This is a genomic window from Lysobacter sp. CA196 (assembly GCF_052078695.1).
In the GTDB taxonomy this organism is placed as follows: Bacteria; Pseudomonadota; Gammaproteobacteria; order Xanthomonadales; family Xanthomonadaceae; genus Lysobacter.
In genome coordinates this window covers 86,787-112,788 of record NZ_JBQJIN010000006.1, presented here as the reverse complement: position 1 = coordinate 112,788, position 26,002 = coordinate 86,787, and the positions used below count along the sequence as shown (strand labels likewise).

Here is a 26,002-nt window from a genome sequence, read left to right as displayed (position 1 = left end):
AAGGACGCCTGGAATGTAGCAGCGCCGCAGCCGCAGCGCGCAAGCGCCGGCGAGGTAGCGGAAAACGCTACCCGCGGGTATCCGGGTCGCTACCTGCGTCGATCCGACTGCTCGGCCCGCACGCGCAAGCTGCCGCAATCCTTCAGGCCCGAGGAACGGGAGCGGCGCAAGCCGCGACCGCGCGGCAACGGTCAGCGAGGCATCGACCCATCAAGAACCAAGCGCGACGACCTCAGGCGCTGCCCGACTCCGTGGTTTCGCGATTCCGCACCGGCCGGGTCACCTGCTTTTCCACGCACGGCGGCAGCCCTTCCGTCGCCTGCGCGGCGTCGCGCCGATAGACGCTCGGCGGCACGCCGACCAGTTCGGCGAAACGCGTGCTGAAGGTGCCCAGCGATGCGCAGCCGACCTCGAAGCAGACGTCGGTGACGCTGAGGTCGCCGCGGCGCAGCAGCGCCATCGCGCGCTCGATGCGCCGCGTCATCAGATACGAATACGGCGATTCGCCATAGGCGCTGCGGAACAGGCGGCTCAGATGCCCGGCCGACATACCGACGCCGTGAGCGAGCGCTTCGACATCGAGCGGCTGCGCGTACTCGCGGTCGATGCGATCGCGCACGCGCCGCAGCCGGGCGAGGTCGCGCAGGTAAGTCGTCGTGTCGGCGCCATGAGTCATCTGCGGAATCCTGCCATGCCGTGCAGGAGACGCCTAGCGCAGCCGGCACGCGTCGCCTCGTCCGCGCCGGGCCATCGAACCGAGCCACCGAACCGCGATCCGAAACTGCGGACGAGTGCTCTTAAATCGCTTCCCGACGGGGCTCAGGGTCGGCTCCGCGCTCCCGCGCTGCACTAATCTCGCGTTTGGATCGATCTAAACGCCTTCGATCGATTTCCGCCGCGGCGGCGCCCGCCGTTGTTCCGGCCCGTTCGGGTCGCCCACCGCCGTGGTCATCGCGGCGTCCGATCGTTGCGCCGGCTTCCTTCGCATCATCAAGGACATCCTCATGCAATCGAGACAGAGCGCTCCACCCCGGCCGGGCCTGCCGTTCGCAGGCCTGCCGTCCACGAGCTTGCAATTCGCGGGCCTGCTGCTGTGCCTGGGCTTCACCGGCACCGCCTCGGCCGCCAACCTCGCCTTGAACAAGCCCGCCACCGGTTCGGCCGCGTGCAACGCCAACGAGGCGCCGGCGAAGGCCTTCAACGGCAGCACCGGCGGCGGCAACAGCGACAAGTTCTGTTCCGCAGCCAGTAATCGTTGGTTGCAAGTCGATCTCGGCGCCAGCCGTTCGATATCGAGCTTCGTGGTCAAGCACGCCGGCGCCGGCGGCGAGCCGGCTTCGTTCAACAGCAAGAGCTTCAACATCCAGACCTCGGCCAACGGCAACGCCTGGAGCACCGCGGTCAGCGTGAGCAACAACACCGCCAACATCAGCACCCACCCCATCGCGACGACCAGCGCGCGCTACGTCCGCCTCAACATCGCCACGCCGACCCAGGGCAGCGACACCGCAGCGCGCATTTACGAGTTCGAGGTCCACGACACGCCGCCGGCGAGCGAGAAGCTGGTGCAGGTGCTCGACCAGGTGCCGCAGTTCGGCATCTACCGCAGCACCGAGCCGACCACCTACACGCCGCCCGCGGGCGTGCTGATGTGGAAGCGCGGCACCGAATACGCGCGCAAGCTCAGCGACGCCGAGAAGGCCAAGATCGGCGACGACGTCGCTCTGCGCATCACCTACCACGCCCAGTGCGATCCCTACGACCGCTTCGCCTCGGCCTTCTTCATCAGCACGCCCAAGGGCAGCGCGCCGACCGTCGACACGCCGCGGGTGACCTTCACCGATTTCATTTCGCCGTTCAGCGACATGTGGCAGGGCGCGAAGGCGACCCGCGTCTACCCCGATGCGCCGATGAACCCGTATGCGGCGGCACTGGCCAACCCCGACCGCGACATCTGGGTCGGCATCAGCGGCGGCGCCAACCCGCAATACGGCGGCGATGCCTGCGAACAGCACGGCGTGACCGATCCGGCGATCGCCGAAGTCGGTTTCAAGTATTCGCTGGCACTGGTCTCGACCCAGGCGCTTACGCCCGGCAGCGACCCCGACGTGATCGGCCTGCTGTCGCGCTCGTCGGAAACCGACGACAGCATCAGCACCGCCACCGTCTCGCATACCGCCAACCTGGGCATCGCCACCCTCGCCGTCAGCATCGCCGGCTACGGCGCTTCCAGCGGCGGGCAGGAGTACACCAACACCAACATCGCGGTGAAGCTCAACGGCGCGCAGATCGCGACCTTCAGCACCAAGATCGACTGCGCGAGCTATGAGCAGTTCAGCCCGCGCGGCAACCCCGGCATCTTCCGCAACAACACCACCACCAACCCGCGCAGCTGGTGCCCGGGCGCGCTGGTGCCGATGCGTTACTTCGATCTCGGCAACATCGCCGGCAAGACCCTGCAGGTCGGTCTGGGCGTCGGCAATCCCTCGCCGTGGACCGCCGACTCGCAGTACGTGACCAGCGTGAGCGTGCTCGAACACTGATCGGCATGCGGGATGCCGGCGCTGTCCGGCCGGCATCCTTCCGGGTCGATGAGATCGGTTTCGAATCGGCCTCGAATCGGCCTCGGATTGGTCTCGGATCGGCCTCGGTATCAGCGCAGTGGACAGACCTGTCCCGGCGCCGGCATGCACCGCTTGCTACCGCTTACGGCGCCTCGACCTCAAAGCCCTTGGCCTGCAGTTTGGCGACCACGCCGTCGGTCTTGAGCAACTGCGATATCGGCAGGATGGTGAAGACCACCCGCTGTTCCTTCAGCGCGCCGTCGACGCTGCGATACCAATGCTCGGCCATCTGCGCCTGGACATCGTCGATGCCGAGCTTCTGCGAGAAGCCCGAACCGGTCAGTGCGCTCAGGCAAGCCTCCTGCTGGTCCTCGTAAGGCAGCGCGCGCAGGGCGTCGATGTCGCCGGTGGCCCAGGCATTGGCGCGCGTGGTCATGATCGCCAGATCGGTTTCGAGCCGGTCCAGGGTCTTGCGGAAGCAGGCCACGTCGTCGAGTGTGGAGGCGTTGAAGGCCTTGAGGGTCTTTTTCGGATCATCGAGCTTGATCGGCAGGCTGGTGGAGCGCGTCTCGATACCGGCCGCCTCGACCGCCTTGCGGATCGCCGGCCCGACGATGCCGGTTTCGTCGAGACCGCTTTTCTTCAGCGCCGCACGATACAGCTCGCTCGCCGCGAACAGCGGCCGCCAGCTCTCGACGCTGTTGTCGCGGCCGATGTACTTGAGCTTCAACACTTGCCAACGCGCGTACAAGTCCGCCGGCAGCACGTCCTGCAATTTCGCGCCGTCCGGGTTCTTGCGCAGTTTCAGCATCGAAGGCAATAGCGACAAGCGAGCGAACAGACCGATATCGGCGCTGACCGACAGTCGCGGCGGCTGCAATGCGAGCTGGGATTGCGCTATCGCCGCGTCCATGTCGCGCGACAGCCAGGTGATGTCCTTGGGCAGCGGCGACAGCGTCCCCAGGATCCACAACACGCGGTCGCCCTTGTGGAATTTCCACAGGCCGGGCCCCGGCTGCACGCCGGAAACCACCACCACGTCCATGTCGACGATGGGCGGCGCCGCTACGGCCCCGACGATGGGCGTTGCGCCGCCTTGCGTTGATGAGGACTGCGCCGCCGCGGGCGCGGCCAGCATCGCGATCGTCAGGCCTAGCAGCAGCTTCCTTCGCATCTTGGCGCTCTCCTGTGGTCGAACCGCAGTCGATGCAGGGTCCGGCCACGATGGAAACCTATCCGCAGGCCCGGTGCAAGTCGATCCGCCGCGGCTCGTCCCAGGCGATGCCTGCCGGTATGTCGCCGGCTGCTTCCGCCGCAGGCGCGAAGCTAAACGACGCGCAAAAGAAAAGCGGGCCGAAGCCCGCTTTCTCGAATCTAACGCTGTGTCTGCCGATTATTCGGCGGCTACGTCTACCGATTACTCGGCGACGACGCCCTCGCCTTCTTCGACGGCCTTCATCGACAGGCGGATGCGGCCCTGCTTGTCGACTTCCAGCACCTTGACCTTGACCACGTCGCCTTCCTTGAGCTTGTCGCTGACCTTCTCGACGCGCTCGTTGGAGATCTGCGAAACGTGAACCAGACCGTCCTTGCCCGGCAGGATCGTCACGAAGGCGCCGAAGTCCATGATCTTGGCGACCTTGCCTTCGTAGATGCGGCCCGGCTCGACGTCGGACACGATCTGGTCGATGCGCGCCTTCGCGGCCTGCGCGGCGGCGGCATTGACCGAAGCGATGACGATGGTGCCGTCGTCCTGGATATCGATCTGGGTGCCGGTTTCCTTGGTGATCGCCTGGATGGTCGAGCCGCCCTTGCCGATCACTTCGCGGATCTTGTCCGGGTGGATCTTCATGGTCAACAGACGCGGCGCGTACTCGGACAGCTCGGTGCGCGACTCGGTGAGGGCGTGAGCCATCTCGCCGAGGATGTGCAGACGGCCGGCCTTCGCCTGGCCCAGCGCGACCTTCATGATCTCTTCGGTGATGCCCTGGATCTTGATGTCCATCTGCAGCGCCGAGATGCCCGTGGAAGTGCCGGCCACCTTGAAGTCCATGTCGCCGAGGTGATCTTCATCGCCCAGGATGTCCGACAGGACGACGAAATTGTCGCCTTCCTTGACCAAGCCCATCGCGATGCCGGCGACCGGCGCCTTGATCGGCACGCCTGCATCCATCAGCGCCAGCGAGCTGCCGCAGACCGAAGCCATCGAGGACGAACCGTTCGACTCGGTGATTTCCGAGACGATGCGGATGGTGTACGGGAACTCTTCCATCGTCGGCATCACGGCGAGCACGCCGCGCTTGGCGAGGCGGCCGTGGCCGATTTCGCGACGCTTCGGGCCCATCATGCGGCCGGCTTCGCCGACCGAGTAAGGCGGGAAGTTGTAATGGAACAGGAAGTGTTCCTTGTACTCGCCCGAGACGGCGTCGATGATCTGACCGTCGCGCGCGGTGCCGAGGGTGGCGACCACGATGGCCTGGGTCTCGCCGCGGGTGAACAGCGAGGAGCCGTGGGTACGCGGCAGCACGCCGACGCGCGAGGCGATCGGACGCACGGTATCGAGGGCGCGGCCGTCGATGCGGACCTTGGTGTCGAGCACCGAGTTGCGCATGGTCTGGTACTCGAGCTCGCCGAATTCCTTCGACAGCTCCGAGGTGCTCCAGCCGTCGGCTTCGGCGCGGCCGGCCAGGCGCTGCAGCACGTCCTTCTTGATCGCGCCGATGGCGTCGCGGCGCTGCAGCTTGTCGCGGACCATGAAGGCCTGCGCAAGTTGCCCGCCGACCGCTTCCGTCAGCGCAGCGATCAGCGCGTCGTTCTTGACCGGAGCTTCCCACGTCGACGGCTTGGTGCCGGCTTCGACGACGAGCTCGTTGATGATGTTGATGACCTTCTGCATTTCGCGATGGCCGAACATCACCGCGCCGAGCATGACGTCCTCGGACAGCATCTTGGCTTCGGATTCGACCATCAGCACCGCGTTCGAGGTGCCGGCGACGACAAGCTCGAGCTCGGACTCGGCCAGCTCGGCCGCGGTCGGGTTGAGCAGGTACTGGCCGTTCTTGTAACCAACCTTGGCCGCGCCGATCGGGCCCTGGAACGGGGTGCCGGCCAGCGCGAGCGCGGCCGAGGCACCGATCAGGGCCGGGATGTCGCCGTCGATTTCCGGATTCATCGACATGACCGTGGCGATGATCTGGACTTCGTTACGGTAGTCCTCCGGGAACAGCGGACGGATCGGACGGTCGATCAGGCGCGAGATCAGCGTTTCCTTCTCGGTCGCACGGCCTTCGCGCTTGAAGAAGCCGCCCGGGATGCGACCGCCGGCGTAGAACTTCTCCTGGTAATCCACGGTGAGCGGGAAGAAGTCCTGGCCTTCGCGCGCGCTCTTGGCGGCGACGGCCGTCACCAGCAACACGGTGTCCTCCATCTTCACGATGACGGCGCCGCCGGCCTGACGGGCGATTTCGCCGGTCTCCAGGGTCACCTGATGGTTGCCGTATTGGAAGGTCTTGGTAATTTTTGCCACGGGTGGGTTCCTTCGGTATCTATGCGTTCCGGTCGGGGCCCTTGCCCCGCTCCGGTCGGTCGCCGGCGCCGGCGACCGATAGGTGGGTGTGCGTTGCGCCGGTCCGACCGGCCGCGTTGCACGTGACCCGGTTTCGCCAGGTCGAAGCCATGCGCTCATCAAGCGCAGGCGGCGTTGCGTCCTGCAGCGCCACGCGGGTTTTCATGCCCGCCAAAACAAACCGCGGCGCATCGCTGCGCCGCGGTTGGGTGTCCGGTTAGCGGCGCAGACCGAGCTTTTCGATCAGAGCCTTGTAACGATCGCCGTCTTTGCGCTTGAGATAGTCAAGCAGGCTGCGACGACGGTTGACCATCATCAGCAGGCCGCGGCGGCTGTGGTGATCCTGTTTGTGCTGCTTGAAGTGGCCGGTGAGCAACTCGATGCGAGCGGTGAGCAGGGCGACCTGGACTTCCGGCGAACCGGTGTCGGCGGCGCCGCGCTTGTTGTCTTCAATGATCTTGCTGGTGTCGATCGACATGACTTATGTTCTCTATAGATGCGGGGCCCGCAGAAGCGAATCGGTCGCGAAAAAAACGCTCCGACGCACCGCCTGGCCCGCCGCTTGCTTAAGTAAGGATTGCCGCCCAAGCAGGTCCCGTTTGGAAGTGCTTGAAAAGCGGCGGGATTGTACCAGCCTGCGGCGGCGAATGCGACCCGTGGGCCACTGCGCGGGACCGGCCGGACCGCCACGACACCCGTTCAGTTAACGACCGCCGGCTCGCGTCGGCGGCGCCTGCGCGGCCTCTTCCGCCGCCGGCTCGGCCGCCTGCGGGGCCCAGGGACTGTCTGGCCGCGAATCCGGCCGCGAACGCAGTCGTTTCAGCATGTGGCGTATTTGCTGGAAATCCTTGGGCGGCTGCAGCCGCCAACGCCCGTCGACCTTGCCCAGACTGATGACCCGCATTTCCCAGGCCGGGTCGTCCCCACCGCGTGCGTCATAAGTCGCCCGGCCCAGCACGTGATACAGCTCGTCCCCCTCGTAGAGGCCTCCGATGAGATTCAGACTCTTCACCCGCTGCATCCCAGGCTGCCGGGTGAGGCCCGCCAGGAAGGTCGCGAAGAATTGGGCATCGTCCAGCGTCTTCAGTTCCCCAGGCGTCTTGTCGCCCAACACCTCCAGGAACACCGAGGGGATGAATTCGGGTTCGACCCGCTCGAACACCTCCGTGAACACCTCACGGATGTCCCTGAGCACCGCTGGATCGGCGAGATAGGCGGCGCACAGCGCGTCGTTGGAGACGGCGCATTGGCGCGCCTGTTCGGCGACCGTTTCCGGGCGGCTGCGGTCGAGACGCTGCAGCCATTCGGGCTCACCGGCGAATACCGGAGTAGCGATCGCCAGCAAACCGGCAAGCCACCCAAAAACGATTGATTTCATGGCCGCCCCTGCCGGTTCCGATTCGGTTCTGTGGAAGCTGCCGCCCCGCGGCAGGCACTCAGCCGCCTTGCGCCGCCCAGCGAAACAGCCGTTGCGGCTGCAGTCGCCCTTCGGCCTGGCGCAGGCCCAGCCCAAGGCAGCGCCCGGCTTCGCCGAACACCGCCACCAAGCCCGGCTCGCCCGGCTCGCAGTTGACCGCCTGACCATGGCCGAGGCGCTCGGCCGCGGTCGAATCCAGGCTGACCCGGCCGAAGCCGGTCAAACCGGCCTCGATCGGCAGCAGGCAGGCGTCGAGGGCGGGGTCGCTGCCCTGCTCGGCCAGTTCGCGCAGCGCGTCGAGGGTGATCATGCGCGGCTGCATGAACGGCTCGACCCACAGTCGACGCAGGGTCGCGACGTGAGCGCCGCAACCGAGGACTTCGCCGAGGTCGCGGACCAGGCTGCGCACGTAGGTGCCGGAACCGCATTCGATATGCAGTTCCAGGCGCGGGCCGTCGCGGCCGGTCACGGTCAAGGAGTGGACGACGACGTCGCGCTCCGGCGCTTCGATGATTTCGCCGCGACGGGCCTTTGCGTACAGCGGTTCGCCGCCCTGCTTGAGCGCCGAGTAGATCGGCGCGCGCTGGCGGATCGGGCCGCGCAAGGGCACCAGGGCGGCCTCGATCGCGGCGTCGTCGAATTCGGGCACGGGACGTTCGAGCAGGGGCGCGCCGTCGGCGTCGTCGCTGTCGGTGGTCAGGCCCAGCACCGCGGTCGCGCTGTAGGCCTTGCGTGCGCCGAGCAGCAGCCCGGCGATCTTGGTCGCTTCGCCGAAGCACAGCGGCAACAGGCCGGTCGCGAGCGGGTCGAGGCTGCCGGTGTGGCCGCCCTTTTCCGCACGAAACAAATGCCGTGCATGCTGCAGCGCCTGGTTGGAGCTGATGCCGGGGGGCTTGTCGAGCAGCAGCAAGCCGTCGACGTTGCGCCAATTGCGTTTACGCGTGGTGTTCAAGCAAGCCGTCCGCCCCTGCCTGCGCGATTTGCGCGTCCTGAACCGCCTGCATCCCGGACACGCCGATCGCACCGATCAACTCGCCGCCCACGATCAGGGGCAGCCCGCCATCCAACGGCAACAGACCATCGATTCCGAGCAGTCGCAAGCCCAATCCGCCGGCGGCGACCGCATCTTCGAACGCCTTGGTCGGACGGCGGAACTTGACCGCCGTCTCGGCCTTGGCCTGGGCCACGGGAATGCTGCCATATTGCGCCTGATCGAGCTTGTGCAACATCACCAGATGGCCGCCGCTGTCGACGATCGCGATGACCATCGGCCATTGCAGGCGTTCGGCCTCGGCCTGCGCGGCGCGCATGACCCGGCCCGCGGTCGCTAACGAGATCGGCGCGCCGTAACGCGGCGGTGGCTGCGACATGCGATGGCTCCTGCTCGGGCAAGAAAGAAGGGAAAAAAACCACCGCGCGAAGGGGCGGCCGGGGCGCCGGCGGGAGGCGCCGGAGGTATTCGTTGCAGCGGCATCGCCGCGGGAAACTCGTCTGCGATTGCGGCCGGACGGCAGCGCCATGACGGCACGCCGCAGGCCCAGCCCCTCGGTGGCGGCGCTCCGATCGAGCGAGCGGGCCCGCGAACGAGGCCCGCGCTTACTCGGGCTTGTCGTCGCCGTCGGCGTCGCTGGCGGCGGCTGGTTCGCCCTCGGCTTCGGCTTCCAGCGGCGGCAGATCGCGCAGCAGGATGCCGATGCGTTCGCCGCGATCGACCGAATCGTCGTAATGGAAATGCAGTTCGGGCACGTGGCGCAGCTTCATCGCCCGGCCCAATTGGTAACGCAGCTCGCGCGAGAGCTCCTTGAGCGCCTTGACGGCCTCCTTGGAACGTTCGGCCTGCAGCGCAGTCACGAACACCTTGGCGTGGGCCAGGTCGCGCGAGACCTCGACGTCGGAGACGCTCACCGACGGCAGGTTGTGCTCGCGCACGGCCTCATGCACCAGCGTCCCGAGCTCGCGGCGGAGCTGGGCGGAAACGCGGTCGGTACGGTGGAACGATTTGCTGCTAGGCATAAAGCGAGAAAAGAGTCTGGAGGAGTGAAGAGCGGGTAAAGCGAGAAAGCGGAGAGTCGCGATGACGAGTGTTGGCTCGCTCTCGCTGGTCTCCGCTTACTCCTGCTTTTTTAGAGCGAAAAATCGGGGAGTTGCGACAAAGAGCCTTGCTCGTTTCTCACTTCTCCCCACTCGCTCCTGGCTTTTACAGCGTGCGCTGCACTTCGATTCGCTCGAAGCACTCGATCTGGTCGCCCGGCTTGACGTCGTTGTACGCCTTCACGCCGATACCGCATTCGGTGCCGTTGCGGACTTCGTCGACGTTTTCCTTGAAGCGGCGCAGCGATTCCAGCTCGCCCTCGAACACCACGGCGTTGTCGCGCAACACGCGGATCGGCTTGCTGCGCTTGACCACGCCTTCGACCACCATGCAACCGGCGACCGCGCCGAACTTGGAGCTGCGGAACACGTCGCGCACTTCGGCGATACCGATGATCTCTTCGCGGATTTCCACGCCGAGGATGCCGGAAGCCACCTGCTTCACCTGGTCGATCACGTCATAGATGATCGAGAAGTAACGCAGGTCGACGCCGTTGCCTTCGATGATGCGGCGCGCGGAGGCGTCGGCACGGACGTTGAAGCCGATCACCGTGGCCTTGGCCGTGGCCGCCGCGTTCGCGTCGGACTCGGTGATGCCGCCGACGCCGGAGCTGATCACGTTGATACGGATCTGATCGTTGGACAACGCCATCAGCGACTGGCGCAGCGCTTCGACCGAACCCTGCACGTCGGCCTTGATGACCAGGTTGAGGCTCAGCTGGCCCTCGCCCTTGCCCATCTGGGCCATGATGTCTTCCATGCGGTTGCCGGCAGCGGCGACCAGGCGCGACTCGCGGCGCTTGGCGTCGCGCTGCTGGGCGACGTCCTTGGCCAGACGCTCGTCCTCGACGACCACGAAGTCGTCGCCGGCATCCGGCACGCCGGACAGGCCGAGCACCTGCACCGGGATAGACGGACCGGCGAACTCCACTTGCGTACCGGTCTCGTCGAACAACGCACGCACGCGGCCGTACTGCACGCCGCAGACGAGGTAGTCGCCCTTCTTGAGCTGACCCTGCTGGACCAGCACGGTCGCGACCGGGCCGCGGCCCTTGTCGAGCGCGGACTCGATCACCGTACCGGTGGCGCGGCCGATCGGCACCGCACGCAGTTCCAGCACTTCGGCCTGCAGCGAGATCGCGTCGAGCAGATCGTCGACGCCGTCGCCGGTCTTGGCCGACAGCTCGACCATCTGGGTCTCGCCGCCGAAATCTTCGGCGACGATGCCCTCGGCGAGCAGTTCGTTCTTGACCCGCAGCGGGTCGGCGCCGGACTTGTCGATCTTGTTGATCGCCACGATCAGCGGCACGCCGGCCGCCTTGGCGTGCTGCACGGCTTCCTTGGTCTGCGGCATGACGCCGTCGTCGGCGGCGACCACCAGCACCACGATGTCGGTCAGCTTGGCGCCGCGCGCACGCATCGAGGTGAAGGCGGAGTGGCCCGGGGTGTCCAGGAAGCTGATCACGCCGCGCGCGGTTTCGACGTGGTAAGCGCCGATATGCTGGGTGATGCCGCCGGCTTCGCCCGAGGCGACCTTGGTACGGCGGATGTAGTCGAGCAGCGAGGTCTTGCCGTGGTCGACGTGACCCATGATCGTCACCACCGGCGGACGCGCGACCTTGTCGCCCTGCACTTCCTCGGCATGCGCGATCAGCGCGTCCTCGGCGGCATTGGCGTTGGTGCGCACGACGGTATGGCCGAGTTCTTCGGTCACCAACGCGGCGGTGTCGTGGTCGATGCTCTGGTTGATAGTCGCCATGACGCCCATCTTGAACAGCGCCTTGACCACATCGCCGCCCTTGAGGGCGAGCTTCTGGGCCAGATCGGCGACCGTGATGGTCTCGCCGATCGCGACTTCGCGCACGATCGGTGCGGTCGGACGCGAGAAGCCGTGCTGGCCGCCGCCGGAACGCGACTGCTCGGACTGGCGGCGCGGCTGCGGCCGCGACTTGCCGCGCGAGCTGCTGGTGCGGCGGGCGCGGTCGGAAGCGCTCAGGTGCAGCTGGCCGGCGAAGCGGTTGGCCGCATCGTCGTCCTCGACGCCGGCGACCATCGCGTGCGAGCCGCGGGTCTTGTGGCGCGGCGCGTTGTGGTCGACCCGGGCCGGAGCCGGCGCGGCCGGCTTCGGATGGCCGTGACCGTGGGTCGCCGGCGGCTTGCGTACGGCCGTGGTCGTCTCTGCAGCCGCCTCGGCGGCCGCGACGACGACGCTGGCGTCGGCGAGCTTGGTCTTCTGCTCTTCCTCGGCCTGCTCGGCCTTGGCGCGCGCGGCCTCCTCGGCGGCGCGACGCACCGCATCGGCCGCGTCGGCGCGACGCTGGTCGTCGGCGGCCAGGCGCTGCTGTTCGGCGAGGTTGCGCTGCTTGGACTCTTCGAGCTTGCGCAGGATCTCGGCGCGCTCGTCGTCCGGCGAGATGGATTGGCCGGATTCGTTCGGCTTCACCAGCGTCACCTTCTTGCGCACGACCACGTCGACGGTGGTGCGGTTCTTGCCGCCACCGACGGTGATTTCCTGCTTGCGGCTGCGATTGAGCGTGATCTTCTTCGCCGCCTCGTCGGTCTCGGCCGGCTTGTCGACCTTGCCGTGAGCGCGCTTGAGGAAGCCGAGCAGCTTGACTTTTTCGATGCTGGTCACGACCTGGTCGGGGCCGCTGAACTTCATGCCGGCCTCGGCCAGCTGTTCCAGCAACTTCTCGACCGGCGTGTTCACCAGTTCGGCCAGCTTGCGGATGGTGGTTTGCTGCGACATTCGGTTTCCGTGTCCTCGTGGCGCGGGACGAGTCCCGCGCGTGATGGCGCCATTCTAGCTCCGCGCGCGCCGCACGACCGGCTCGCACAGACCTTTTTGGCCTGCCCGCGGACCGGGCCGATGCCCGATCCTGCGAATCCGAGGCCGGCCAGGCCGGTCTCGGTGTGCCGCAAGACGCTCTTTGAGCCTCTTGCGACGTGTGTCACCTCATTCGAACCAGTGCTTGCGCGCTTCCATGATCAGGGCGGCGGCACGTTCCTCGTCGACGCCTTCGATATCGGTCAGCTCGTCGGTCGCCAGGTCGGCCAGGTCGTCGCGCGTGACCACGCCGCGCGAGGCGAGCGTGAAGGCCAGCGATTCGTCCATGCCGGCCAGCGACAGCAGGTCGGCGGCGGGCTGGTGCTCGTCGAGCTCTTCCTCGGCGGCCAGCGCCTCGTTGAGCAGGGCGTCGCGGGCGCGGGCGCGCAGTTCCTCGACGATGTCCTCGTCGAAGCCCTCCACCGCCAGCAGCTCGCCGACCGGCACGTAGGCGATTTCCTCGACCGTGCTGAAGCCTTCCGAGACCAGGATGCCGGCGATTTCCTCGTCGACCTCGAGCTTGTCCTGGAACAGCTGGCGGGCCGAGGACTGTTCGGCCTCGGACTTCGCCGTGACCTGGTCCTGGGTCATGACGTTGAGCTGCCAGCCCGACAGGCGACTGGCGAGGCGCACGTTCTGGCCGCCCTTGCCGATCGCCTGGGCCAGGCGGTCTTCAGCCACGGCCAGGTCCATCGAATGCTTTTCTTCGTCGACGATGATCGACTGCACTTCCGCCGGCGCCATCGCGTTGATGACGAACTGGGCCGGGTTGTCCGACCACAGCACGATGTCGACGCGCTCGCCGTTGAGTTCGTTGGACACCGCCTGCACGCGCGAACCGCGCATGCCGATGCAGGCGCCGATCGGATCGGTGCGGTTGTCGTGGGCGAGCACGGCGATCTTGGCGCGGTCGCCCGGATCGCGTGCGCAGGCCTTGATCGAGACCAGGCCCTGGCCGACTTCCGGCACTTCGAGCTTGAACAGTTCCATCATGAATTCGGGTGCGGCGCGGCTGATGAACAACTGCGGGCCGCGCGGCTCGGTGCGCACGTCGAACAGGAAGCCGCGCACGCGGTCGCCGGCGCGCAGCACGTCGCGCGGGATGCCCTTGTCCTTCGGGATGATCGCCTCGGCGTTGCCGCCCAGGTCGACGTAGATGTTGCCGCGCTCCACGCGCTTGACGATGCCGGTGACCAGCTCGCCGACGCGGTCCTTCCACTGGTCCACGACCTGGGCGCGCTCGGCTTCGCGCACGCGCTGGACGATGACCTGCTTGGCGGCCTGGGCGGCAATGCGGCCGAAATCCGGGTTTTCGATCTGTTCTTCGATGTAGTCGCCGACTTCCACGCCTTCGACTTCGTCGATCGCGTCCATCAGGCGGATCTGGCGGTCCGGCGATTCCATGACCACGTCGTCGGCGACGACTTCCATGCGGCGGAAGGTCTCGTAGCTGCCGTCCTTCTGGTCGATGCTGACGCGGACCAGCACGTCCTCATCGTGGTAGCGCTTCTTCGCGGCCGAAGCCAACGCGGCCTCGATGGCCTCGAAGATCACTTCGCGCGGCACGCCCTTCTCGTTGGCCACCGCGTCCACTACCAGCAACAGTTCCTTGCTCATTTCGTCACTCCGCACGGGTCGGCTCGCAGCCGCCGGCTATTGGGATTGGTAATTGGCTGAATCTGAATCGTTCCGATCACTTCTTCTTCGGAGGCTTGGCCTTCGAGGACTTGTTCTTGGGTCGGCCCTTGGCCGGCGCGCCTTGCGGCTCGCCCTTGCTCGGAGCCAGGCCGAGCGCGGCCCAATCCGGCACCAGGCGGCCTTTGTCGATGTTCGAGAACGGCACGGTGAACGTCGCGGCCTCGACCGTGAACACGACCTGCTCGCCCTCGATGGCGACGATCTGGCCCTGCAGACGACGGCGGCCTTCGTGCGGCAGCTTGAGGGCGACCTTGACCGTTTCGCCGATCAGGCGACGGTAATGCTCGAGCGTGAACAGCGGGCGGTCGATGCCCGGCGACGACACTTCGAGGGTGTAGTTGCTGCTGATCGGATCTTCGACATCGAGCTGCGCCGACACTTCGCGGCTCACCGCTTCGCAGTCTTCGATCGAAACCGAACGCGGCTCGGCGCCATCGGCGCCAGCGACCGCTTCATCGGCGGGCACATCGATATAGATGCGCAGCACGGCATTGCCGGCGGCCGGCAGATATTCCACGCCGAGCAATTCCACGCCCAACGACTCCACCGTCGGGGCGAGCAATGCAGCGATTTGCGTTGCCTTGTCCGTCACGCGCTGACTCCTGACTCGGGGGTTGCGACTGGTGTAACCAATCTTCGATACGCAATGTTTCCGCTTTCATCCCGCCGCGCGGTCCGCAAGCGCAAGACCGGCGCGGGACGGCGCTTCGAACGAAGCTTCCGGAAACCCAAAAACAACAAGGGGCCCATCGGGCCCCTTGTCCGTACAACTGGATTTCGGTGTGTTCGCGCGAGCAGAGCGCGATCACAAAGCCCGAGCTTCGCGGCCAAAAAAGAAAGCCTCAAGTGAGGCTTTCGATTCGCCAGCCGAAGCTGGTAGCGGGGGCAGGATTTGAACCTGCGACCTTCGGGTTATGAGCCCGACGAGCTGCCAGACTGCTCCACCCCGCATCAGGCCGACCATCATAACGGCCGGCGTTACTTTCTGCAAGCCTGCAATCAGATCTTCATGATTGCCGCTTACCGCTGCAATTAAACCGGCGGCATCCCTGGGGACTTCGCGGCGTTGGTGCAGGCCGCAATCTTAATGCGCATTCAAATATTTTCAAGTCTTTTTTGCGATGAGCGTTGCAATCGGTTCGGGCCGACGCAAAAACCTGTCGCAGATTTCAACGCCAGGCCATGCTGGGCTTGGTGGGCCTGTGCATTCAACGTCCTCGCAACGGGCGCCCAGTGGGCGTCTGTGACGAAGCCCCGTCGCTCTCTCCCAGTTCACCCAGCCCGTCGTCCCCGCGAACGCGGGGGTGAATGGATGCGCTTGCGAGCCATTGGCTCGCGCATCCATGAACGCCAGGGCGCATAGCGCCCTGGCCGGGCCGCAGAGACTTCAGAGCCATGTCGCGATAAAGCCCTGGATATTCGGCTCCGCCGAAGTAAGGCGGAGCCCGCCTGCGCGGGGATGACGGCAGAAAGCAGGGTCGAAAACCCAAACGAGTCCGGCGCAGCTGCTTTCGATGCCGTCTGCAGCTTCCCTAGCCTTCTCCCGCGAATCACAGGCCCGAATCCCGCGACACTCCCCGCTTCAGCCGGCGACGCGCTGAGACCGCCGCGCAGCCGCGAGAATCGCGCGCCACAAATGCATCGGGCCGGCGAAAGCCGGCCCGATGCTGAAACTATCGAAGGTTTCGAATGCCGCCGTCGATCAGGACGGGAACGCGCGCATGCACCAGTCCATGATCGGGTTCCAGGCCAGGCCCAGCGCCAGCAGCGCCAGCGCGTTGACGCCGAACACCACGCGCAGCGGGCGGTCGTCGCTCGGCGCCGGCATCTTGCCGTCGGGCTCGTCGAAGTACATCGCCTTGATCACGCGCAGGTAGTAGAACGCGCCGATCACCGCGAACACGATGCCCACGATCGCCAGCCACAGCATGTCGCCCTGCAGCGCGGCCTTCAGCACCGCCAACTTGGCCCAGAAGCCGAGGAACGGCGGCAGGCCGGCCAGCGAGGCCATCACGCACAGGACCATGCCGGCCAGCCACGGACTGCGCGCGTTGAGGCCCTTGTAGTCGTCGATCTTGTCGGCGTCGAAACCGCGCCCGGACATGACGATGATCGCCGCGAACGCCGCCGCCGACATCAGCGCATAGCTGATCGCATAGAACATCGCCGCGGCGAAGCCCTGCGAACCGCCGCCGGCCATGCCGAGGAACAGGAAGCCGACGTGCGAGACCGTCGAATACGCCAGCAGGCGCTTGAGGTTGGTCTGGACCAGCGCGCTGAGGTTGCCGATCGCCAGCGACAGCACGGCCAGGCCGGCCAGCAGCAGGCGCCAGTGGTCCTCCTGCCCCGCCGCGCCGACTTCGAGCAGACGGTAGGTCATGCCGAACGCGGCTAGCTTCGGCGCCGAACCGATGAACAAGGTGATCGGGGTCGGCGCGCCCTGGTAGACGTCGGGCAGCCACATGTGGAACGGCGCCGCGCCGAACTTGAAGGCGATGCCGGCGACCACGAACACCACGCCGGTGATCATCATCAGCGAGGACGGGCCGACCTGGGCCGCGATCGCGATCTGGTCGAGCATCAGGCTGCCGGTGGCGCCGTAGATCAGCGACAGGCCGTACAGCAGCAGGCCCGAGGCCAGCGCGCCGAGCACGAAGTACTTGATCGCCGCTTCCGAGGCCAAGGGGCTGTCGCGGTCCACCGCGACCAGCGCGTAGGAACACAGGGCCAGCATTTCCAGGCCGAGATAGACCATGACCAGGCTGCCGGCCGAGACCAGCAGCATCATGCCGGCGATGGCGAACAGCATCAGCACCGCGACTTCGCCCTTGTACAGGCCGCGCGAGCGCAGGTAGGGCCAGGTGTAGATCATCGACAGGATGCCGACCACGCCGATGCCGAGCTTGAGGCCGTCGGCGGCGGTATCGCGCACGAACATGCCGCTGAGCACCGTGCCCTGCCCGCCGACGTCGAAGGCGATCAGCGCCGTCGCCACCGCGACCACGACGATCGCGAACACGTGGGAAACGATGCGGTTGCGCTCCTCGATGAACAGATCGAGCATCAGCAGCGCGAACGCGCCGATGATCACCACCAGTTCGGGCAGCAGGGGCATCAGATCGGCGATGGTCCGTACGGGCATGTTCATTAGTGAATCTCTTGGCGGATCCGGCTCATTCGAGCCTTGCTCTAGGAGCGAGTGGAGAGGAGTGAGAAGTGAGCGGCGGACATTCGCGCTTCCCTCTCGTTCCTCACTACTCGCTGCTACTCACTTCTAGGAATGCGGGCCTGGGCCCGCGTTCCGCTTACAGCTTGCTGGCGACGATCTGGCTGGCCAGGTTCGCGATCGCGGGTTCCATCAGGTCGGTCAGCGGCTTCGGCCACAGGCCGAGCACCAGCACGCCGGCCGCGAACACGCCCAACACCAGCGCTTCGCGCGGGTTGATGTCCTCGAGCTCGGCGACGTGGGCGTTGCCGACATCGCCCCAGATCACCCGCTTGACCAGCCACAGGGTGTAGCCGGCGCCGACGATCAGAGTGGTGGCCGCGCCGAACGCGATCAGCGGATGCTGCTGGAAGCTGGCCACGATGACCATGAACTCGCCGACGAAACCCGAAGTGCCCGGCAGGCCGGAGTTGGCCATCGCGAACAGCACCACGAACGCGGCGAACCACGGCATCACGTTGGCGACGCCGCCGTAGTCTTTGATCATGCGGCTGTGCATGCGGTCGTAGAGCACGCCGACGCAGGTGAACATCGCGCCCGACACGAAGCCGTGGCTGATCATCTGCACCATCGCGCCCTGCAGGCCCAGGCGCGCGGCATCGGTGCCGTGCGCATCGCCGTTGTGGACCAGGGCGAAAGCGATGAAGGTGCCCAGGGTGACGAAGCCCATGTGCGAGACCGACGAATACGCGATCAGCTTCTTCATGTCGTCCTGGACCAGGGCGACCATGCCGACGTAGATGATCGCGATCAGGCTCAGCGCGATCACCAGCCAGGCCCACTCGTGGCCGGCGTCCGGCACGATCGGCAGGACGAAACGCAGGAAACCGTAGCCGCCGATCTTCAGCATGATCGCGGCCAGGATCACCGAACCGGCGGTCGGCGCCTCGACGTGCGCGTCTGGCAACCAGGTGTGGACCGGGAACATCGGCACCTTGACCGCGAAGGCGATCAGGAAGCCGAAGAAGATCCACATCTGCTCGGTCGCGTTGAGCTGCAGCGCGTACATGTCGGCCAACTGCCAGCTGCCGCCCTTCAGGTACAGGTAGATCAACCCGACCAGCATGAACACCGAGCCGAGGAAGGTGTACAGGAAAAACTTCACCGACGCGTAGACGCGGCGCGGGCCGCCCCAGACGCCGATGATGATGAACATCGGGATCAGCATGCCCTCGAAGAACACGTAGAACAGCATCGCGTCCAGGGCCGAGAACACACCGACCATCAGGCCTTCGAGGATCAGGAAGGCGGCGTAGTACTGGCTGACGCGCTTGTCGATCGAGGTCCAGGCGCTGATCAGCACCAGGGTCGAGGTCAAGGTGGTCAGCGCGATCAGCGCCGCCGAGATGCCGTCCGCGCCGAGGTGGTAGCGGATGGCGTAGGTCGGGATCCAGGCGTGGTCTTCGACCAACTGCATCGCCGCACTACCGAAATCGGCGTGGGTGAACATCATCACGCTCAGGCCGAGGGTGACGAGGGCCACCACCAGGGCGAACCAACGCGCGGCGTTGGCGCGCTCGTTGCCGAACGCGAGGGTGGCGAAACCGCCGAGGATCGGCAGCCAGATCAGAATGCTAAGCAAGGGCACGGGGCTCACGTCGGGTGTCCTTGTCGGATTAGTGCCAGAACCGGATGACGACGGCGAGCAATGCAATCAGGCCGAGGATCATCGCGAAGGCGTAGTGGTAGAGATAACCGGATTGGACGCGGCGGGTCAGGTTGGCGACGAAGCCGACCAGGCCCGCGCCGCCGTTGACGACGGCGCCGTCGATCAACTTGCTGTCGACCGCGCGCGAGGCCTTGCCGATGCCCACGCCGCCGGCGGCGAAGCCGTCGATCCAGAGATTGTCCATGCCGTACTTGTTCTCGAGGATGCGCACCGGCAGCGCGAACAGCTTGCGCGCCTTGGCCGGCAGTTCCGGCTTCCACCAGTACATGACCGTGGCCAGGGCGAAGCCCGAGAAGGCCAGCCAGAACGCCGGCGCCTGGAAGCCGTGCAGCGCGAACGCCACCGGGCCGTGCCAGGCCTCCTCGCCGACCATCGCGATGGTGTCGCGGGCGGCGTCGAGGTCGATCGCGCCGAGGAAGAACGGCAGCTGCTTGACCTTGTAGTCCAGCCAGTCGGTGCCGAACAGCATCGGGCCGGCGGTGAAGAAGCCGATCAGCACCGACGGGATCGCCAGCAGGATCAGCGGCACGGTGACCACCCACGGCGATTCGTGCGGCTCGTGCGGACCATGGTGGCCGTGGTCGTCGTGCGCGTGGTCGTCGTGTTTGCCGTGACCATGATCGTCATGGGCGTGCGCGGCGTGGTCGTCTTGGTGCGCGTCGTGACCGTGTTCGGCATGCGCGTCGCGGAAACGCTCCTTGCCGTGGAAGGTCATGTACAGCAAGCGGAAGCTGTAGAACGCGGTCACGAAGGCGCCGAGCAGCACCGCCCAATAGGCGTACTGGGCGACCCAGTTGGCGTGCTCGCCGTGCGCGGCGTGGTGCGCGGCCTCGATGATGGTGTCCTTCGAGTAGAAACCGGCGAAGAACGGCGTGCCGACCAGGGCCAGCGTGCCGAGCAGGCTGGTCCAGTAGGTGATCGGCATGTACTTGCGCAGGCCGCCCATCTTGCGCATGTCCTGCTCGTGGTGCATGCCGATGATGACCGAGCCGGCGGCGAGGAACAGCAGCGCCTTGAAGAAGGCGTGGGTCATCAGGTGATAGACCGCGGCCGAATACGCCGACACGCCGAGCGCGACGGTCATGTAGCCCAGCTGCGACAGGGTCGAGTACGCGACCACGCGCTTGATGTCGTTCTGGACGATGCCGATCAGGCCGGTCCAGAACGCGGTGGTCGCGCCGATGAAGAGCACGAAGTTCAGCGCCGTCTGCGACAGCTCGAACAGCGGCGACATGCGCGCGACCATGAAGATGCCGGCGGTGACCATCGTCGCGGCGTGGATCAGCGCCGAGATCGGGGTCGGGCCTTCCATCGAGTCGGGCAGCCACACGTGCAGCGGTACCTGCGCCGACTTGCCCATCGCGCCGATGAACAGACAGATGCAGATCACCGTCGGCAGCGACCAGACGATCGGGTGCTCGCCGCCCCAAATCTGAATGGTGCGGTCGGCCAGGGTCGGCGCGTTGGCGAACACGGTGCCGTAGTCGAGCGAACCCAGCGCCCACATCACCGCGCAGATGCCGAGCAGAAAGCCGAAGTCGCCGACCCGGTTGACCAGGAACGCCTTCATGTTGGCGAACACCGCAGTCGGCTTCTTGAACCAGAAACCGATCAGCAGGTACGACACCAGACCTACCGCTTCCCAGCCGAAGAACAGCTGCAGGAAGTTGTTGCTCATGACCAGCATGAGCATCGAGAAGGTGAACAGCGAGATGTAGCTGAAGAAGCGCTGATAACCCGGGTCGTCGGCCATGTAGCCGATGGTGTAGACATGGACCAACAGCGAGACGAAGGTGACGACCACCATCATCATCGCGGTCAGCTTGTCGATCATGAAGCCGACGTGGGCCTCATAGCCGCCGACCTGGAACCAGGTATAGACGTTCTCGTTGAACGGCGAGGCGCCCTGCCCGGCCAGCTGCCAGAGCACGTACACCGACATCGCGCAGCTCGCGGCGACGCCGAGGATAGTGATCGTGTGCGAGCCGGCGCGGCCGACCTTGCGTCCGAACAGGCCGGCGATGATCGAGCCGAGCAGCGGCGCGAGCACGATCGCCAGCAGGATGGACTTGGAGATTGCGGGTTCCATGCCGGATCAGCCTTTCATCGTGTCGATTTCAGCGACGTTGATCGTGCGCCGGTTGCGGAACAGCGTGACCAGGATCGCCAGGCCGATGGCGGCCTCGGCGGCGGCGACGGTCAGGATGAAGAACACGAACACCTGACCGGCCGGATCGGCCAGCTGACGCGAGAACGCGACGAAGTTGATGTTGACCGCGAGCAGCATCAGCTCGATCGACATCAGCAACACGATCACGTTCTTGCGGTTGAGGAAGATGCCGGCGACGCTGATGCAGAACAGCACCGCGCCGAGGGCGAGGTAATGGCCTAAGGCGAGACCGGCCCCGAAGAATTCGTTCATGGCTTGGCCTCCTGTGCGACGGGCTCGGCGGGCGCCGGCACCACCGGTTTGACCGCATCCCTGCCTTCAGCGGGCATTTTGACGATGCGGATGCGGTCGCTGGCGCGGACGCGGGCCTGGGCGCTCGGGTTCTGGTGCTTGGCGCCCGGGCGGCGGCGCAGGGTCAGCATGACCGCCGCGATCACCGCCACCGTCAGGATCACCGCAGCGATCTCGAACGGCAGCAGGAAATCGGTGAACAGCGCGTGCGCCAGCCACTTGGTGTTGGAGGCGCCGGCAACGTCCGCGGTCAGCGGCGTGGCCAGGTTGGCCTTGACCCCGATCAGGGTCAGCATCTCGGCCAGCATCACCACCGCGACCAGCAGGCCGAACGGCAGATAGCGGACATAGCCTTCGCGCAGCGGCGCCACGTCGATGTCGAGCATCATGACCACGAACAGGAACAGCACCATCACTGCGCCGACGTAGACCAGAATCAAGGCCACACCGAGGAACTCGGCGCCGGCGATGATCCACACGCAGGCCACCGAGAAGAAGGTCAGCACCAGGCTGAGCGCAGCGTGGACCGGGTTCTTGACGCTGATCACGGCCGCGGCCGCAAGCGTGGCCGCGGTGGCGAAGACGAAGAAAGCGATCTGGGCGAGATCCATATCGTGTGTACTCAGCGGAAGGCGGCGTCGGCAGCGCGGCGCTCGGCGATCTCGGTTTCGAGACGGTCGCCGATGGCCAGCAGCTGCTGCTTGTTGACGATGTTCTGTCCGCGTTGGTCGAAGTGATACTCGTGGATGTGGGTTTCCACGATCGAGTCGACCGGGCAGGACTCTTCGCAGAAACCGCAGAAGATGCACTTGAACAGATCGATGTCGTAGCGCGTGGTGCGGCGGGTGCCGTCGGCGCGCTTCTCCGAGTCGATGGTGATCGCCAGCGCCGGGCACACCGCTTCGCACAGCTTGCAGGCGATGCAGCGCTCTTCGCCGTTGGGATAACGGCGCAGCGCGTGCACGCCGCGGAAGCGCGGCGATTGCGGGGTCTTCTCCATCGGGTACATCAGCGTGTACTTGGGCTTGAACAGGTACTTGAGCGTCAGCCCAAGGCCCTGCGCAAGCTCGATCAGGAGCAGGCTCTTGAAATAGGAAACGATGCGGTTCATTAGGATGCCTGTCTCACTGTCCCGGCTGGAACACGCCGTAGTACGCCATCACCGCGACCACGCAGATCCAGGCGATGGTCAAGGGGATGAAGACCTTCCAGCCCAGACGCATGATCTGGTCGTAGCGATAGCGCGGGAACGAAGCGCGGAACCAGATGAAGCAACTGGCGAAGAAGAACACCTTGACGAGCAGCCACCACCAGCCGTCGACCGACAGCAGCGGAATGCCCAGGCCCTGGAACGGGCTCAACCAGCCGCCGAGGAAGAACAGCGCGGTCAGGAAGCTGATCAGGATCATGTTGGCGTATTCGGCCAGGAAGAACAGCGCGAACGCCGACCCCGAATACTCCACCATGTGGCCGGCGACGATTTCCGACTCGCCTTCGACCACGTCGAACGGCGCGCGGTTGGTTTCGGCCACGCCGGAGATGAAATAGACCACGAACAACGGCAGCATCGGCAGCGCGAACCACTCCAGCGCGCCGGCGTTGCCGGACTGCGCCATCACGATGTCGGTGAGGTTCAGGCTGCCGGCGCCGACCATCACGCCGACCATGGCGAAACCCATGGCGATTTCGTAGGAAACCACCTGGGCCGCGGCGCGCATCGCGCCGAGGAAGGCGTACTTCGAGTTCGACGCCCAACCGGCCAGGATGATGCCGTACACGCCGAGCGAGGTCATCGCCAGCAGGTACAGCAGGCCGGCGTTGGCGTTGGACAACACCAGCTTGGTGTCGAACGGCACCACCGCCCAGGCCGCGAACGCCGGCGCCAGGGTCAGCAGCGGCGCGAGCTTGTACAGGAAAGACTCGGCCTTGGTCGGCTGGATCACTTCTTTGAACAGCAGCTTGAACACGTCGGCGAAGGCCTGGAGGATGCCCATGCCGACATACATCGGGCCGCGGCGCACGTGCATCCAGCCGATCAGCTTGCGTTCCCAGACCACGTAAAACGCGACGGTGATGATCACCGGCATCGCGATCAGCAGGATCTTCAACACGATCCAGGCGACCGTGCCGAGCATGCCGAACGACTCCAGCCAGGCGTGGAAGGGATCGACCACTTGGGCGATTGCGGTGGCAGTGTTCATCGCGCTCATGCCTTCACCACGTTGACGCGGGCGGTGCCGAGCGGCGCGGTGGCGCCGTGCCCGCTTTCGATCCAGACCGTGCCCGGCGCGACCTTGTCGCTGATCGCGACCGGCAGCGTGGCGGTGCCGGCGCCGGCGCTGAACTTGCCCACCGCGCCCTCGGAGAAACCGAGCGCGGCGGCATCGCTGGAATGCAGCACTGCGCGCGGCTCAAGATTAAGCGGGTGCGACTGCAACGCGGGCGCACGGCGCACGGTGGCGTCGCTGCGGTAGATCGCCGTCGAGACCGCGACTTCCATGCCCTCGCCCGCCGCCGTCGGCGCGCGGCCGTCGGCCGGCACGACGTTGCGGGTTTCCAGACCGGCGCGCAGGCCGTCGAGATCGGTGAACTCGAAGCCCTTCGCGGCTAGTTCGCCGCCGAGCGCGCGCAATACGCGCCAACCCGGACGCGCTTCGCCCGGCAGCTTGCCGCCGGAGACCGCGCGTTGCTCGATGCCGTCGAGATTGGTCAGGGTGGCATCGACTTCAGGTAGCAGGCCGATCGGCAGGATCACGTCGGCCACGGCCTTGGTCGAACGGCAGGCGTAATGGCTGAAGGCCACGACCTGGGCCGCGCCGAGCGCGCGCAGCGCACTGGCGGTGTCGGCGAAATCCAGGCCCGGCTCGATGCCGTAGAGAAGGTAGGCGCCGCGCGCTTCGTCGAGCATGCCGCGCGCATCGCGTGCGCTCGGCAGCACACCCTGGCGGGCCAGGCCGACCGCGTTCGCGCCCTGCGGAATGCGGCACAGACGCGCGCCGGTGGCGTCGGCGAAGGCCTTCGCGGCGGCGCGGATGGCAGCGGCGTAGGGGCCGTTCTCGGCCAGCGCGCCGACGATGATCGCGGCGTGCGTGGCGTTCTTGGCGACTTCGCGCAGCGCCTCGTCGCCGAGCGCGGCGGCGAGCTGCGACGGCGCGACGATGCGCTTGCCGGCGATGTCGAAGGTGAAATCGAAGTCGACCGGATTGACCACGTGCACCTTGGCGCCGCGGTTGAAGGCCTTGCGCACGCGCTGATGCACCAGCGGCAGTTCGTGGCGCAGGTTGCTGCCGACGATCACCACCAGGTCGGCCTTGTCGATCTCGGCGACCGGCATGGCGAAGGTCTCGGCCACGGCGGCGTCGGACAGGTCGTGCTGGGAGATGCGGTGATCGAGGTTGCCTGTACCCAGGGCCTCGGCCAGGCGCGCGAGCAGCGCGCCCTCTTCGTTCGAGGTCGCCGGATGCGCGAGGACGCCGAGGTTGTCGCCGCCGTTGTCGCCCAGGATCTTCGCGGCACGGGCCATGGCCTCGTCCCACGAGGCTTCGCGCCACTCGCCGTTATCTTTGACCAGGGGACGCTGAGCGCGGTCTTCCGCGTACAGGCCCTGGTGCGAATAACGGTCGCGGTCCGACAGCCAGCATTCGTTGACTGCTTCGTTGTCGCGCGGCACGGTGCGCAGCACGTCGCCGCGGCGCACGTGCAGGAACAGGTTGCTGCCGAGGGCATCGTGGTAGCCAAGCGACTCGCGCGCGGTCAGTTCCCACGGACGCGCCTTGAACTGGAACACCTTGTTGGTCAGCGCGCCCACCGGGCACACGTCGATGACGTTGCCCGACAGCTCGGTGGTCAGGGGCTTGCCGTCGAAGGTGCCGATCTGCAGGTTTTCGCCGCGGTACATGCCGCCGAGCTCGTAGGTACCGGCGATCTCGGCGGTGAAGCGCACGCAGCGCGTGCACTGGATGCAGCGGGTCATCTCGGTGGCGACCAGCGGGCCGATGTCCTCGTCGGGCACCACGCGCTTGCGCTCGGAGAAGCGGCTGACCGAACGGCCGTAGCCCATCGACAGATCTTGCAGTTCGCACTCACCGCCCTGATCGCAGATCGGGCAGTCGAGCGGATGGTTGACCAGCAGGAACTCCATCACGTTGCGCTGCGACTTCAGCGCCTTCTCGCTGCGCGTGACGACCTTCATGCCGTCCATGACCGGCGTGGCGCAGGCCGGCGCAGGCTTCGGCATCTTCTCGACTTCGACCAGGCACATGCGGCAGTTCGCCGCGATCGCCAGCTTGTCGTGGTAGCAGAAACGCGGGATCGCGATGCCGGCCTTGTCGGCGGCCTGGATGATCATCGAACCCTTCGGCGCGGCCATCTCGACGCCGTCGATGAAGACGGTGACGTGGTCCGGCGGCAGGTTCGGATTGACGGGCTGGGCGCTCATGCTGGCTCTCCCGGGACTCGGGACTCGGGACTCGGGACTCGAAACA

General features: G+C 66.2%; 20 protein-coding genes and 1 tRNA gene. 1 reads left to right on the top strand and 20 read right to left on the bottom strand.

The window, feature by feature from the left end:
* Window positions 1–232: 232 nt before the first annotated feature.
* Window positions 233–676 carry a helix-turn-helix transcriptional regulator gene (locus ACTOWK_RS08040; protein ID WP_441329660.1) on the bottom strand — a complete coding sequence of 148 codons (444 nt, stop codon included), beginning with the start codon at window positions 674–676 and terminating at the stop codon, window positions 233–235.
* 328 nt (window positions 677–1,004) lie between these two features.
* Here ACTOWK_RS08040 and ACTOWK_RS08035 point away from each other — a divergent pair, with 328 nt between their 5' ends.
* On the top strand, window positions 1,005–2,543 hold the full coding sequence (locus tag ACTOWK_RS08035) for a galactose-binding domain-containing protein (RefSeq protein ID WP_441329659.1): 1,539 nt from the start codon (window positions 1,005–1,007) through the stop codon (window positions 2,541–2,543).
* A 163-nt stretch (window positions 2,544–2,706) separates the two neighbouring features.
* Here ACTOWK_RS08035 and ACTOWK_RS08030 read toward each other — a convergent pair whose 3' ends face one another.
* The 19 genes from ACTOWK_RS08030 to nuoG form a co-directional block, all read right to left on the bottom strand.
* The gene (locus ACTOWK_RS08030; protein WP_441329750.1) at window positions 2,707–3,702 is read right to left on the bottom strand and encodes a TraB/GumN family protein; all 996 of its coding nucleotides are present in this window, start codon (window positions 3,700–3,702) and stop codon (window positions 2,707–2,709) included.
* A 279-nt stretch (window positions 3,703–3,981) separates the two neighbouring features.
* Window positions 3,982–6,090 carry a polyribonucleotide nucleotidyltransferase gene (gene pnp / locus ACTOWK_RS08025; RefSeq protein ID WP_441329658.1) on the bottom strand — a complete coding sequence of 703 codons (2,109 nt, stop codon included), beginning with the start codon at window positions 6,088–6,090 and terminating at the stop codon, window positions 3,982–3,984.
* A 256-nt stretch (window positions 6,091–6,346) separates the two neighbouring features.
* Window positions 6,347–6,607 (bottom strand): 30S ribosomal protein S15, encoded by a 261-nt coding sequence (gene rpsO, locus ACTOWK_RS08020; protein ID WP_031370860.1) that lies wholly within the window; start codon window positions 6,605–6,607, stop codon window positions 6,347–6,349.
* A 225-nt stretch (window positions 6,608–6,832) separates the two neighbouring features.
* Window positions 6,833–7,507, bottom strand: coding sequence for a hypothetical protein (locus ACTOWK_RS08015; RefSeq protein WP_441329657.1), 675 nt, complete (start codon window positions 7,505–7,507; stop codon window positions 6,833–6,835).
* Between the two features lie 58 nt (window positions 7,508–7,565).
* Window positions 7,566–8,498 (bottom strand): tRNA pseudouridine(55) synthase TruB, encoded by a 933-nt coding sequence (truB, locus tag ACTOWK_RS08010; protein ID WP_441329656.1) that lies wholly within the window; start codon window positions 8,496–8,498, stop codon window positions 7,566–7,568.
* Entirely contained in the window at window positions 8,482–9,066 is a 585-nt protein-coding gene (locus ACTOWK_RS08005) for a GlcG/HbpS family heme-binding protein (RefSeq protein WP_441329655.1), read from the bottom strand. The genes truB and ACTOWK_RS08005 overlap by 17 nt, the downstream gene beginning before the upstream one ends.
* 76 nt (window positions 9,067–9,142) lie before the next feature.
* Complete coding sequence (gene rbfA / locus ACTOWK_RS08000; RefSeq protein ID WP_441329654.1) at window positions 9,143–9,559, bottom strand: 30S ribosome-binding factor RbfA; 417 nt, start codon at window positions 9,557–9,559, stop codon at window positions 9,143–9,145.
* A 184-nt stretch (window positions 9,560–9,743) separates the two neighbouring features.
* Window positions 9,744–12,386, bottom strand: a complete 2,643-nt coding sequence (gene infB / locus ACTOWK_RS07995; RefSeq protein WP_441329653.1) for a translation initiation factor IF-2 — start codon at window positions 12,384–12,386, stop codon at window positions 9,744–9,746.
* Window positions 12,387–12,593: 207 nt separating this feature from the next.
* On the bottom strand, window positions 12,594–14,081 hold the full coding sequence (nusA, locus tag ACTOWK_RS07990; RefSeq protein WP_441329652.1) for a transcription termination factor NusA: 1,488 nt from the start codon (window positions 14,079–14,081) through the stop codon (window positions 12,594–12,596).
* 76 nt (window positions 14,082–14,157) lie between these two features.
* Window positions 14,158–14,754: a ribosome maturation factor RimP gene (gene rimP, locus ACTOWK_RS07985; RefSeq protein WP_441329651.1), complete on the bottom strand. Its 597-nt coding sequence runs from the start codon at window positions 14,752–14,754 to the stop codon at window positions 14,158–14,160.
* Between the two features lie 282 nt (window positions 14,755–15,036).
* A tRNA-Met gene (locus tag ACTOWK_RS07980) sits at window positions 15,037–15,113 on the bottom strand.
* Window positions 15,114–15,864: 751 nt separating this feature from the next.
* The gene (gene nuoN / locus ACTOWK_RS07975) at window positions 15,865–17,310 is read right to left on the bottom strand and encodes an NADH-quinone oxidoreductase subunit NuoN (protein WP_441329650.1); all 1,446 of its coding nucleotides are present in this window, start codon (window positions 17,308–17,310) and stop codon (window positions 15,865–15,867) included.
* A gap of 157 nt (window positions 17,311–17,467) precedes the next feature.
* On the bottom strand, window positions 17,468–18,985 hold the full coding sequence (locus ACTOWK_RS07970) for an NADH-quinone oxidoreductase subunit M (RefSeq protein WP_441329649.1): 1,518 nt from the start codon (window positions 18,983–18,985) through the stop codon (window positions 17,468–17,470).
* 19 nt (window positions 18,986–19,004) lie between these two features.
* Window positions 19,005–21,146, bottom strand: a complete 2,142-nt coding sequence (gene nuoL / locus ACTOWK_RS07965) for an NADH-quinone oxidoreductase subunit L (protein ID WP_441329648.1) — start codon at window positions 21,144–21,146, stop codon at window positions 19,005–19,007.
* 6 nt (window positions 21,147–21,152) lie between these two features.
* On the bottom strand, window positions 21,153–21,479 hold the full coding sequence (nuoK, locus tag ACTOWK_RS07960; RefSeq protein ID WP_441329647.1) for an NADH-quinone oxidoreductase subunit NuoK: 327 nt from the start codon (window positions 21,477–21,479) through the stop codon (window positions 21,153–21,155).
* Window positions 21,476–22,129, bottom strand: a complete 654-nt coding sequence (locus tag ACTOWK_RS07955) for an NADH-quinone oxidoreductase subunit J (protein WP_441329646.1) — start codon at window positions 22,127–22,129, stop codon at window positions 21,476–21,478. Before ACTOWK_RS07955 ends, nuoK begins: the two co-directional genes overlap by 4 nt.
* 11 nt (window positions 22,130–22,140) lie before the next feature.
* Window positions 22,141–22,629 carry an NADH-quinone oxidoreductase subunit NuoI gene (gene nuoI, locus ACTOWK_RS07950; protein ID WP_031370873.1) on the bottom strand — a complete coding sequence of 163 codons (489 nt, stop codon included), beginning with the start codon at window positions 22,627–22,629 and terminating at the stop codon, window positions 22,141–22,143.
* A 13-nt stretch (window positions 22,630–22,642) separates the two neighbouring features.
* On the bottom strand, window positions 22,643–23,719 hold the full coding sequence (gene nuoH / locus ACTOWK_RS07945; protein ID WP_441329645.1) for an NADH-quinone oxidoreductase subunit NuoH: 1,077 nt from the start codon (window positions 23,717–23,719) through the stop codon (window positions 22,643–22,645).
* A gap of 5 nt (window positions 23,720–23,724) precedes the next feature.
* Window positions 23,725–25,956 carry an NADH-quinone oxidoreductase subunit NuoG gene (gene nuoG, locus ACTOWK_RS07940; RefSeq protein ID WP_441329644.1) on the bottom strand — a complete coding sequence of 744 codons (2,232 nt, stop codon included), beginning with the start codon at window positions 25,954–25,956 and terminating at the stop codon, window positions 23,725–23,727.
* Between the last annotated feature and the right edge of the window lie 46 nt (window positions 25,957–26,002).

Coding starts and splice junctions, on each gene's coding strand:
- nuoL (WP_441329648.1), bottom strand. CDS start 21,146: ATGGAACCCGCAATCTCCAAGTCCATCCTGCTGGCGATCGTGCTCGCG.
- infB (WP_441329653.1), bottom strand. CDS start 12,386: ATGTCGCAGCAAACCACCATCCGCAAGCTGGCCGAACTGGTGAACACG.
- nuoN (WP_441329650.1), bottom strand. CDS start 17,310: ATGAACATGCCCGTACGGACCATCGCCGATCTGATGCCCCTGCTGCCC.
- ACTOWK_RS08035 (WP_441329659.1), top strand. CDS start 1,005: ATGCAATCGAGACAGAGCGCTCCACCCCGGCCGGGCCTGCCGTTCGCA.
- ACTOWK_RS08040 (WP_441329660.1), bottom strand. CDS start 676: ATGACTCATGGCGCCGACACGACGACTTACCTGCGCGACCTCGCCCGG.
- ACTOWK_RS08030 (WP_441329750.1), bottom strand. CDS start 3,702: ATGCTGGCCGCGCCCGCGGCGGCGCAGTCCTCATCAACGCAAGGCGGC.
- nuoK (WP_441329647.1), bottom strand. CDS start 21,479: ATGAACGAATTCTTCGGGGCCGGTCTCGCCTTAGGCCATTACCTCGCC.
- rpsO (WP_031370860.1), bottom strand. CDS start 6,607: ATGTCGATCGACACCAGCAAGATCATTGAAGACAACAAGCGCGGCGCC.
- nusA (WP_441329652.1), bottom strand. CDS start 14,081: ATGAGCAAGGAACTGTTGCTGGTAGTGGACGCGGTGGCCAACGAGAAG.
- rbfA (WP_441329654.1), bottom strand. CDS start 9,559: ATGCCTAGCAGCAAATCGTTCCACCGTACCGACCGCGTTTCCGCCCAG.
- nuoI (WP_031370873.1), bottom strand. CDS start 22,629: ATGAACCGCATCGTTTCCTATTTCAAGAGCCTGCTCCTGATCGAGCTT.
- nuoH (WP_441329645.1), bottom strand. CDS start 23,719: ATGAACACTGCCACCGCAATCGCCCAAGTGGTCGATCCCTTCCACGCC.
- ACTOWK_RS08015 (WP_441329657.1), bottom strand. CDS start 7,507: ATGAAATCAATCGTTTTTGGGTGGCTTGCCGGTTTGCTGGCGATCGCT.
- ACTOWK_RS08005 (WP_441329655.1), bottom strand. CDS start 9,066: ATGGCGCTGCCGTCCGGCCGCAATCGCAGACGAGTTTCCCGCGGCGAT.
- ACTOWK_RS07955 (WP_441329646.1), bottom strand. CDS start 22,129: ATGGATCTCGCCCAGATCGCTTTCTTCGTCTTCGCCACCGCGGCCACG.
- nuoG (WP_441329644.1), bottom strand. CDS start 25,956: ATGAGCGCCCAGCCCGTCAATCCGAACCTGCCGCCGGACCACGTCACC.